Annotated in this window: 9 protein-coding genes; 5 read left to right on the forward strand and 4 right to left on the reverse strand. The window is 67.2% G+C overall.

All coding sequences use genetic code 11. The annotated features are described in order from the left end of the window. Positions 1–105: 105 nt before the first annotated feature. A complete protein-coding gene (locus DBR12_RS20635; protein ID WP_108618933.1) occupies positions 106–435 on the forward strand; it encodes a hypothetical protein in 330 nt (109 codons plus the stop codon). 30 nt (positions 436–465) lie between these two features. Here the strand turns inward: DBR12_RS20635 and DBR12_RS20640 are convergent, their stop codons facing one another. Then, on the reverse strand, positions 466–2,154 hold the full coding sequence (locus DBR12_RS20640; protein WP_108618934.1) for a GMC family oxidoreductase: 1,689 nt from the start codon (positions 2,152–2,154) through the stop codon (positions 466–468). 288 nt (positions 2,155–2,442) lie between these two features. On the opposite strand from DBR12_RS20640, the gene DBR12_RS20645 reads away from it, so the two are divergent. From DBR12_RS20645 to DBR12_RS20660, 4 genes are read left to right on the forward strand one after another with little or no spacing between them, the layout of a single operon-like run. Then, a complete protein-coding gene (locus tag DBR12_RS20645; RefSeq protein WP_108618935.1) occupies positions 2,443–3,567 on the forward strand; it encodes an ABC transporter permease in 1,125 nt (374 codons plus the stop codon). A 2-nt stretch (positions 3,568–3,569) separates the two neighbouring features. After that, positions 3,570–4,430 carry an ABC transporter ATP-binding protein gene (locus tag DBR12_RS20650; RefSeq protein ID WP_108618936.1) on the forward strand — a complete coding sequence of 287 codons (861 nt, stop codon included), beginning with the start codon at positions 3,570–3,572 and terminating at the stop codon, positions 4,428–4,430. Further along, complete coding sequence (locus tag DBR12_RS20655) at positions 4,430–5,392, forward strand: MlaD family protein (protein WP_108618937.1); 963 nt, start codon at positions 4,430–4,432, stop codon at positions 5,390–5,392. Before DBR12_RS20650 ends, DBR12_RS20655 begins: the two co-directional genes overlap by 1 nt. A gap of 16 nt (positions 5,393–5,408) precedes the next feature. Continuing rightward, positions 5,409–6,074 (forward strand): ABC-type transport auxiliary lipoprotein family protein, encoded by a 666-nt coding sequence (locus DBR12_RS20660; RefSeq protein ID WP_108618938.1) that lies wholly within the window; start codon positions 5,409–5,411, stop codon positions 6,072–6,074. Between the two features lie 9 nt (positions 6,075–6,083). Here DBR12_RS20660 and DBR12_RS20665 read toward each other — a convergent pair whose 3' ends face one another. From DBR12_RS20665 to DBR12_RS20675, 3 genes are all read right to left on the reverse strand, one after another. Then, entirely contained in the window at positions 6,084–7,478 is a 1,395-nt protein-coding gene (locus DBR12_RS20665; RefSeq protein WP_108618939.1) for an NAD(P)/FAD-dependent oxidoreductase, read from the reverse strand. A 77-nt stretch (positions 7,479–7,555) separates the two neighbouring features. Next, entirely contained in the window at positions 7,556–9,001 is a 1,446-nt protein-coding gene (locus DBR12_RS20670) for a DUF1501 domain-containing protein (protein ID WP_108618940.1), read from the reverse strand. A 40-nt stretch (positions 9,002–9,041) separates the two neighbouring features. Then, positions 9,042–10,776, reverse strand: a 1,735-nt coding sequence (locus tag DBR12_RS20675) for a DUF1800 family protein (protein WP_108618941.1), incomplete at its 5' end; no start/stop codon positions are given.

Raw genomic sequence — 10,776 nt, forward strand, 5'->3', positions numbered from 1 at the left:
ACGAACAGAGCGAGCAGACCGGGCTCGACATCGCACAGCACCGCGAGCACCTTGGGGGGTGACCCACAGTTCCCTGGATGACTGAGATGCCGTAAGGAGCCGACCATGCCCGATTCCGACAAGCTTGCCATTGCTGCCCATCTGCACGTGCTGCTGCGCCGCAAGACGGGGCGCGTGACCGACACCGAATGGATGGCCACCAACGCAGAATACGCGCTGGAGATCGTGCGCTTTGCGCGCTTGCGCGCACAGGAAGACGACGCGCCGGAGCTGGCCGAGTGGGCCGACCGGCTGGACCATGCACTGCACCAGGATGCCTCCTCTGCAGCGCGCAAGCCTTTGCTGGACGTGGCCGCACAGGCGGTGCGGCAGCGCTTGGCGCCACCACCTCCTCCACCGCCCGAAGTGCCGCGCTACGTGGGGGGTATCCGCTGATCGGGCCTGCGCGTTAGCGCGGGCGTCGTGTTATCCCCGCCGCGCCGCGATGATCCATTCGGCCGCCTTTTCGGCAACCATCAGCGTAGGCGAGTTGGTGTTGCCGCTGGTGATGGTGGGCATGGCACCCGCATCCACCACGCGCAGCCCGGCCACCACGCCGCCACGCCCATCGCGCACGCGCAGCTGCGCGTCGAGCACGGCCATCGGGTCATCATCGCGCCCCATCTTCGTCGTGCCCACGGGGTGGAAGATGGTGGTGGCGATGTCGCCGGCCAGGCGCGCCAGGTCTTCGTCGCTTTCAAACTGCGCGCCGGGCTTCCACTCCTCGGGCCGGTATCTGGCCAGCGCGGGCTGGGCCACGATGCGGCGCGTGACCCGCAGGCTGTCGGCGGCCACCTGGCGGTCCTCGGGCGTGCTCAGGTAGTTGGGGGCGATGGCAGGCGCGGTCTTGAAGTCGGCGTTCTTGATCTGCACCGTGCCCCGGCTCGTGGGGTTGAGGTTGCACACGCTGGCGGTGAACGCCGGAAAGCTGTGCAGCGGTTCGCCAAACGCATCAAGCGACAGCGGTTGCACGTGGTACTGGATGTTCGGATACGGCTGGTCGGCGCTGCTGCGTGTGAAGGCACCCAGCTGCGAGGGCGCCATGCTCATGGGGCCGCTGCGTTTGAGCGCGTATTCGAGCCCGATCTTGGCCTTACCGACCAGCGAGTTGGCCATGGTGTTGAGCGTTTTCACCCCTTGCACCTTGAACACCGCGCGGATCTGCAGGTGGTCCTGCAGGTTGGCGCCCACGCCCGGCAGGTCCACCTTCACATCCACGCCGTGCTGGCGCAGCAGCGCGGCGGGGCCGATGCCCGACAGCTGCAGCAGCTGCGGCGAGTTGACTGCCCCCGCACTCAGGATCACCTCACCCGTGGCATGGGCGGTGACCATCTCCTGGCCGTCCCACACCATCACGCCCGTGCAGCGTTTGCTGCCATCGGGCTGTGTTTCGACCACGAGCTTGGCCGCTTGCGCGCTGGTCCACATCTCGAAGTTGGGGCGGCCATAGCAGGTGGGCCGCAAAAATGCCTTGGCGGTGTTCCAGCGCCAGCCACTTTTCTGGTTGACCTCGAAGTAGCCCACACCTTCGTTGCTGCCGCTGTTGAAGTCGTCGGTGGCCGGGATACCCGCCTGCTGCGCAGCGTGGGCAAAGGCGTCCAGCACGTCCCAGCGCAGGCGCTGTTTTTCCACCCGCCACTCGCCGGTGCTGCCAGTGGCCTTGTTGCCGTGCAGGCGTTTGAAATTTTCGTTCACGCCGCTGGGCTGGTCCAGGCGCCAGTGGTCCTCGTGGCGGCGGAAGTAGGGCAGGGCGTTGTCCCAGCGCCAGCCGGCGTCGCCGGTCAGCTCGGCCCACTGGTCGTAGTCGCGCGCCTGGCCGCGCATGTAGATCATGCCGTTGATGCTGCTGCAGCCGCCCAGCGTCTTGCCGCGTGGATAGCGCAGGGTGCGGCCGTTCAGGCCTGCGTCGGGCTCGGTGTTGTAGAGCCAGTCGGTGCGCGGGTTGCCGATGCAGTACAGGTAGCCCACGGGGATGTGGATCCAGTGGTAGTCGTCCTTGCGGCCCGCCTCGATCAGTAGCACGCGGTGGCGGCCGTCGGCGCTCAGGCGGTTGGCGAGCAGGGCACCGGCCGTGCCCCCGCCGATGATGATGGTGTCAAACGTTGTGTCGCTCATGGGTGAAGGGGCGGGCAATGTGGGGGGTTGTAACGGTGGGCCATTGTGCGGATCGCTCAAGCCCTGTCGATAGGGTGTGTGCGGTTTGCTACATATTTAGTAGCTGTTGGGGTTTGCTGGTAGCGCGCTGGGCCCTGTTTTGATAATAATTACATGCCATCGGGGCTGGCCTGTGCTTGGCGCCCGCGTGCCCGGCGGGGCTGGCAAGGCGAGGTCCGCTACCATGCACCCTCTTCCTTTCTGCTTCTTGACTTCCACATACCTCTGGCTGCTTGCGCAGCCCGGCCCATGACCGACCACGCTCCCCGCATTGTTCGCACCGAGACGCCCCAGGGGCCGTGTGCGCAGGTGCGTGGGCGCTGGGGCGCGGCCGAGCTGGGTTCCGAGTTGCAATGGAAGGCGGTGTCCGAGCAGTTGCGCGGCTGCCCCGCTGAACCCGCCCTGGGCTGGGACCTGCGGGAACTGCAGTGGCTGGACCATGTGGGTGCGCAGCTGCTGTGGAACCACTGGCAGCATGCCTGGCCCGTGCAGCTGGCCTGCACTGAGGGCCAGCGCACGATGCTGTCGCGCGTGGCGCAGTTCACCACCGTGGCCCCCCCGCCCGAGCCCTGGCGCCTGGGCGACCAGATCGACCACCTGGGTGTGCTGGTGCTGCATGGCGTGGACCACGCCCGCCACCTGCTGGAGATGGTGGGGCAACTGGTGCTGGACCTCGTGCGCCTTGCACGCGCCCCGCGCAAGGGGCCTTGGCGCGATGTGTCCGGCCACCTGTACCGCATGGGCGCCACGGCCCTGCCCATCACGGCGCTGGTGGGCTTTTTGATCGGTGTGGTGCTGGCCTACCTCATGAGTCTGCAGCTGCGGCAGTTTGGCGCCGAGTCGTTCATCGTCAACATCCTGGGCATCTCGCTCATCCGCGAGCTGGGGCCCATGCTGGCAGCCATCCTGGTGGCGGGACGTTCGGGCTCGGCCATCACCGCGCAGATCGGTGTGATGCGCGTGACAGAAGAGCTGGACGCCATGCGCGTGATGGGCATCCCGCATGGCTTTCGGCTGGTGATGCCGCGCACGCTGGCGCTGGCGCTGGCCATGCCGCTCATCAGCGTGTGGACCACGTTGGCCGCGCTGGCGGGGGGCATGCTGGCCGCCGACATTGCCATGGACATCTCCCCGTCCTACTTTGTGCAGGCGCTTCCGGCCGCCGTGAAGGTGGGCAACCTCGGGCTGGCCATGGCCAAGTCGGTGGTGTTTGGTGCGTTTATCGCGCTCATCGGCTGCCACTGGGGCCTGCGCGTCAAACCCAACACACAGAGCCTGGGCGAGGGCACGACGGCCTCGGTGGTGTCGTCCATCACCATGGTGATCATCGTGGACGCGCTGTTTGCCGTGGCTTTCAAAAACATTGGTATCTGATGATGACGGCCCGCACCGCGCTTCCTGAGCACATCCCGGTCGCCGCGCACGAGCCGCCCATCGTGGACGTGCGCGGCCTGTGGTCGCAGTTTGGCAAGGGCAGCGAAACCTTCACCGTGCACCAGGACCTGAACTTCGCCGTGCAGCGCGGCGAGATGCTGTCGCTGGTGGGGGGCTCGGGCACGGGCAAGACCGTGCTGCTGCGCCAGATCCTCGGCCTGGCCCGGCCCACGCGGGGGCAGGTCACGGTGCTGGGCCGCCCGGCGTCCGAGATGGGACGCGAGGGCGCGGCCAGCCGGGTGGGCATGTTGTTCCAGCACGGGGCGCTGTTCTCGGCGTTCAACGTGCTCGACAACGTGGCTTTTGCACTGCGTGAGCAGGGCACATTGCCCGACGACCTGGTGCGCGATGCCGCGCTGGTCAAGCTGCAGATGGTGGGCCTCAAGCCCGAGCACGCCACGCGCATGCCGGCCGACCTGTCGGGTGGCATGGTCAAGCGCGTGTCGCTGGCGCGCGCGCTCATCATGGACCCGCCGCTGCTGCTGCTCGACGAGCCCACTGCCGGGCTGGACCCGAGCAGCTCCGACGATTTCTGCGCCCTGCTGCGCGAGCTGCGCGCGGCGCTGGGGCTCACGGTGGTGATGGTCACGCACGACCTCGATACCTTGTTTGCGCTCAGCACCCGTGTGGCCGTGCTGGCCGACAAGAAGGTGATCGTCACCGGGCCGCCCCACGAGGTGGCGCATTTCAAGCACCCGTTCATCGAACATTTCTTCCTGGGTGAACGTGGCCAGCGCGCCATGGCCCCGGTGCAATCTGTGGAGCCTGCCGCTGCGCCCACGCCCGCAAAGGAACCCCGCTGATGGAAAACAAATCCCATGCTCTCGCCGCTGGCATCTTTGTGCTGGTGGTCGCCGCCATGCTGGCGGGCCTCGCGATCTGGCTCACCCGCGACAACGCCAACTACGAGCAGTATGAACTCTCCACCCGCGATGGCGTCAGTGGCCTGCAGCCCCAGGCCGCAGTGCGCTACAAGGGCGTGTCCGTGGGCAAGGTCACCCGCATCGGATTTGACCCGCAGGTCACCGGCAACGTGCTGATCCGTATCGCCGTCAACGAACAGGCGCCTATCAGCCCCACGACCTTTGCGGTGCTGGGCTACCAGGGCGTCACGGGGCTGGCCCATGTGCTGCTTGACGATGCCGAAAAGCCTTACCCCGAACTGCCCCCCGGCCCGAGCGGCCTGCCGCGTCTGCCGCTCAAGCCCTCGCCCTTTGGCAAGTTGGCCGAGCAGGCCCCCGCTATCCTCACCCAGGTGGAAGAAGCCACACGCCGCATCAACCAGCTGCTGGGTGATGGCAACCAGCAAAAACTCTCCGAGGCGCTGTCCAACATCGGCCAGGCCGCTGGCAGCGTCAACACCCTCACCCAGCGGCTCGACGCCACCGTGACCCAGCGCCTGGACCCGGCCCTGGCCGCTCTGCCACCCCTGGCCAGCGATGCGCGCCAGACCCTGCAGTCACTGCAGCAGGCCGGCGCTGGCGTGTCGGCGCTGGCGGCGGATCTGGGAAAAACCACCCAGCGCCTCAACGCTGAAGGCGGTGCCATCGACCAGATCACCCTCGGCACCCAGTCGCTCGCACGCGCGGCCGACCAGTTCAGCGCCGCCACCCTGCCGCGCGTGACGCGCGCCGCCGACGACACTTCGCGCGCAGCCCGCCAGCTCGGGCGTGCGGCCGGGGGTATCACTGACAACCCGCAGCTGTTCATCTATGGCTCGGGTCGCATCCCGCCTGGTCCGGGTGAGGCTGGATTTGCGCCTTGAGGAGATGTGAAATACTATGAAAAACATAGCTAAAAAGTCATATGTAGCAGGCGGAGCCGGCATTTTTTTCCTCGTTCTTGCAGGCTGTTCGGCTCTGCCCACACCACCTGCGCGCCCGGCGCTGTATGACTTTGGCCCGGGTGCCGTGGTTTCGGCCCCCACCGACCGCCGCGCGCCTCTGGCGCCGCTGGCCCTGGCCGACGTGGAGGCCACGGGCCTGCCCGATGGCAGCAACGCCGTGCTCTACCGCCTGGCCTATGCCGACGGCCAGCAACTGCGCCCCTACAGTCAGGCGCGCTGGAGTCTGCCACCCGCCCAGCTGGTGCAGCAGCGCCTGCGCGAGCAACTGGGCCAGCGGCGCGCCATCCTCAAAGCCGACGACGGCGCCGCCCAGGCCCGCGACCCGGCCCAAGGCGGCAAGCTGCCGCTGGTGCTGCGTGTGGAGCTGGAGGAGTTCAGCCACCTGTTCACCAGCCCCACCGACAGCAGCGGCGTGGTGCGCCTGCGCGCCACGGTGGTCGAGCTGACCCCGGCAGGCGAATCCCTGCGCGGCCAGCGCGTGTTCATCGCCCAGCAGCCCGCGCGCTCAGCCGATGCCGTGGGTGGGGTGGCGGCACTGGCCGACGCCTCGGGCCGCGTGGCGCAGGAGCTGGCGCAGTGGGTGGAGCAGATGGGGCGGTAGGTCAGGGGCTCAGCCGGGCGGCTTTGCCGAAGAGGGGGCGGGAGACTGGTATGGCCCGCCCTCGATCCCCGTCACCACCCGCGCATAGCGCGCAAAACTCCAGTACGCCCAGGCCCAGTCCAGCAGCACCACCAGGCGGTTGCGAAAGCCAATCAAAAAGTACACGTGCGCAAACAGCCAGAACAGCCACGCAAAGTAGCCTGAAAACCGCACCGGCCCGGCGGGTGAGGTGAGGTCCACCACGGCGGAGTTGCGGCCTATGGTGGCCAGGTTGCCGTAGTCGCGGTAACGGAATGGCTTTGTGGGCTGCCCGGCCAGTCGGCGCAGGATGTTGGCGGCCGTGGCGCGCCCCATCTGCTTGGCGCCGGGCGACACGCCGGGCACGGGGGCGGGTTCGTGGCCGGGCGCGTGGCTCTTGGCGGCAGCCAGGTCGCCAATCACGCTGATCTCGGGGTGGCCGGGCAGGCTCAGGTCGGGCGCTACCACTACGCGGCCTGCGCGGTCGGTGGAGGCACCGGTGGCTTCGGCCAGGTGGCGGCCCAACGGGGAGGCCGCCACGCCCGCCGCCCAGACAATGCATTTGCTATTTATTTGATAGCTATCAGGGCTTGATGATTGCGCGGAGAAGGCTGATTCGACCCTCAAACCTTGCGCATCGATGGCTGTGACGCGGGCGTTCAGGCGCACATCCACGCCCAGTTTCTCGAGTTGCTCCCTGGCGCGCTGGCTTAAGCGCTCGGGCATGGCCTGCAGCACGCGGGTGCCGCCTTCGAGCAGGATGATTTTGGCGTTCGCAGGATCGATGTGGCGGAACTCGCCGGGCAGTGTGTGGCGCGCGATCTCGGCCAAGGTGCCTGCCATCTCCACGCCCGTGGGGCCTGCGCCCACAACCACGAAGTTGAGCCAGTCGGCGCGGCGCGCCGGGTCGGTTTCTTTCTCGGCAGCCTCGAAGGCCAGCAGCACGCGGCGGCGGATCTCGAAGGCGTCGTCCAGGGTCTTGAGGCCGGGCGCATAGGCCGCCCAGTCGTCGCGGCCGAAATAGCTGTGGGTGGCACCTGCGGCCACGATGAGGTGGTCGTAGGGCAGGTGGCCCCCGTCGGCGAGGTGCACGCAGCGCCGGGCCACGTCGATGTGTGTGACCTCGCCCAGCAGCGTGGTCACGTTGGGCTGGCGGCGGAACAGGTGGCGGATGGGCGCCGCAATCGCCGGGGCCGACAGCCCGGCCGTCGCCACCTGGTAGAGCAGGGGCTGGAAGAGGTGGTGGTTGGTCTTGTCCACCAGGGTCACATCCACCGCGGCACCCTGCAGAGCACGGGCCGCTTCCAGGCCGCCAAAGCCGCAGCCGATGATGACGACGCGCTGTGGTTGCGGGGCGTTTCCAGAGGGGGCGGGGGAATTGCGCATGCCCCCATTATTGGGGCGGCCGCGCCCGCTGTGCCGGGGCGGTGGGGAGGCAGGGCACGCCGCTGCGTGCCCTGTGGTCAGGCCATGAAGCCGAGGTTGGTGGGGTAATCGGCCCCGCCAAAGTGACGCAGGTTGGGCAGCACGCCCGCCAGTTCGCTGTTGCTTACGCCAAACCAGCTGGCCAGCGTGGCGGCGTACTGATCCACCGAGGTGCTGGGCAGCAGGCGGCCCTGGCCCACATGCCACTGGTCGTTGGCGTCGGCGGTGTTGGCAATGCTGACCGGCGGCGCCTTGCCATAGAACGCCTTGCCCTTGACCGCGCCGCCCACCATGAGGTGGTGGCTACCCCATCCGTGGTCCGAGCCGTCGCCGTTGGAGCTGAGCGTGCGGCCGAAGTCCGATGCGGTGAAGGCCGTGACCTTGTCGGCCACGCCCAGCTCAACGGTGGCGTTGTAGAACGCGGTCATGGCCTCGCTCACACGCTGCATGAGCACGGGTTGCTGCGAGATCAGGTTGTCGTGCAGGTCGAAGCCGCCCAGGGACACCATGAACACTTGGCGCTTGCTGCCCAGCGCCGAGCGCGCCCCGATGAGGCGTGCCACCATCTTCATCTGGTTGGCCAGCGAGTTGTTGCTCGGGAAGGGGGTGCCCAGCGTGATGGCGGACAGACCGTTGGTGATCTGGCTCTCGGCTGTGACAGCACGGGTGGTGACCCGGGTGTACTCGTTCTCCAGCGTCTGCGTGCTGCCTTGCTGGATCAGCGAAGTGAGTGCGGTTCGTACAGCCGAGGAGCCATACACGTTGTTCTTCACGCCGTTGATGGCCACGGCGCCGTTGGTGCTGACTTGGTATTGCAGTGCGGAGTCGCCCGACAGGAACACCGCATTGCCCGTGACCGAGATGCAGGTGAACAGCGAGTTGCCGTTGGACGATAGCGCCAGGTCGCCGATGTTGCCGCCCCAGCCCACGGTGGAGCCCTCGGGCGAAGAAGACTGCCACACCGATTGCTGGTCGTTGTGCGAGAACAGTTTGGGAGGAATCGGGTAGGTGTTGCGGTCGGCGCTGTTGAACTGCGTACGGGTCAGGGGCACCACCAGCGGTCCCACGTTGAGTTGCACGGCGGCCTTGCCACTGTTGAAGAGGCCCGTGAGCCCCGTCATGGCCGGGTGCAGCGCGTACTGGCGTCCCCCGGGCAGGGCTGTGGTGGGGTTCAGTAGCGTGGGGGTGAGGTCGGCCTTGGCCAGTGCAATGCCACCCGCCGTCTGGCCGGAGCCGCCACCTCGTATGGTGTTGTAGCGGTTGTAGCTGTCGTCGTCGTAGGTAACCACGGTGTTGGCATAGTCATTTCCGCCATACAGGAAGACGCAGACCAGGGCCTTGTAGTCGGTGGCGGTGAAGGCGGCGGCCTCGCCCATGGCGGCAAGATTCAGCGCAAAGGGCAGAGCGGTGCCCGCCAGGCCCAGTTGGGTGGAGCGGCGCAGGAAGGCGCGGCGCGTGTGGAGTTCGGGTTGAAGCAGGTGCATGGCTGGGCTTCTTGGGTTCTGTCGGCGGGGCTGACGGGGCTTACTTTTGAATGAGGTATTCGGCCGAGGCCATCACCAGGAAGACGGCGGCTGCCACGCGGTCGAGCTTGGCGTTTTCCGTGCTGGCTGCTGTGACGGCCGTGGCCTTCAGTGCATCGGAGATGAGCTTGACCGTATTCGCCGAGAGCTGGCCCGCACACATCAGCAGGTTGATGCGCGCGACCAGGGCATCGGCGTCGGCCACGATGGCCAGCTCGTTGGCGTAGGTGGCCTTGATGTCGTAACCATTGTTGGACGTGCTGGCGTTGTTGGGCAGCTCCGGTGCGTTTACAAAGATGCCGTTGCGGATCACGCTCTGCATGTAGTTGAGGTAGCCGCCCACGCTGCTTTCGTTGACCAGCTGGAACTCGGGCGCTACAGCCCCGGTGGCCGCCAGGGCGGTGGAGGGGGGCACATACCCCGGGCGGAAGAAGTTGAACACCGAAGGCGAGCGCAGCGGGCTTTGCCCCAGGCGGGAGCCGGGGTCGGTCAGGTCGCCGATTTTCCAGCTGCCCTGTGCCGAGTTCAGCCCGAAGGTGCGGCCCCACTGCACAAAGCGCAGCATGGGCTCGCGCAGCTTGCCGAAACCGGACTGGGTGAGGCCGGTGGGTGAGCGGGCTTCGTCGTCCAGCAAGATGGCCTGGACCACTGCGCGCAGGTCACCGCGCACCCCCGCCCCGTTGTTGTTGAAGGCCGCCGTCACGCGGGCCACATAGGCGGGTGAGGGGTTGCTGGTCACCAGGCGCTGGATCAGCTGCTTGCCGATGAACGGCCCCACATTGGGGTGGTTGAACAGGGTGTCCAGCGCCATCTTGAGCGCCGTCGCGCCAGGCGTATTGGCGAACACCGTGGTGCCGAGGAAGGTGGCCGCCAGGGTGGAGTGGCGCGACGCGTTGAGCGCCATGGGCAGGCGCGCAAAGGTGGTGTTGGACACTACCCGCGATGTGCCTGGCACGGTGGTGGGTACGTTCTGGGTCTGGTCGTAGTCGTAGCCGGTGAAGACGCGCGCCAGGTTGGTCACATCGTTCATCGAGTAGCTGTCGATAGGCTTGCCTGCGCCGTCTTTCCTGGCGGTGCCGTCGGGATTGAGTTCCACCAGCCCGATGGTCATCAGCTGCATGATTTCGCGGGCGTAGTTCTCATCAGGCTGGCGCCCGGTGGCCGCGTTTTCCTTCTGGTTACCCCGTGTGTTGAGGTAGTAGCCCATGGCTGCGTTCAGCGTGACGTCTTCGAGGATTGAACGGTAGTTGCCAAAAGCGTTGTTGACTAGCTGGTCCCAGTACCAGGCCATGGCGTGGCAGCGCCAGGTAATGTCCACGCCGGTGAGCGAGACCACACAGATCTCGGAGAGTGCCAGGGCCACCCGCTTGCGCAGGCCGTCGGGGGAGGTCATGAGCTGGTTCCAGATCATGTAGTCCGCCGGGTAGGAGTTGTCGTAGTAGGCCGTGTCGTTGCTGATGGCTGCGTAGCCACGCTGGTTCAGCCAGTCCCAGCCCGTCTGGCTGGGGGGCGCGCTGAACTGGCTGTTCAGCCAGGTGGCATAGGTGCTGGAGCGCAGTGCGGCGATTTCGGCTGTGGATGCGGAGAACTGTGCCTGCAGCAGGAAGCGAGCGGCCTCCTGGTCGGTGGTGGCTCTGGGGTACGCGTAGTTGCCGACAGCTGGTGATGGCGCAGGCGTTGGGCTGGGCGCGGGGCTTGGGGCAGGGGACGGGCTGGGCGCCGGGGACGGGCTGGGC

It is taken from the genome of Acidovorax sp. HMWF029 (assembly GCF_003060895.1).
Classification (GTDB): Bacteria; Pseudomonadota; Gammaproteobacteria; order Burkholderiales; family Burkholderiaceae_C; genus Acidovorax.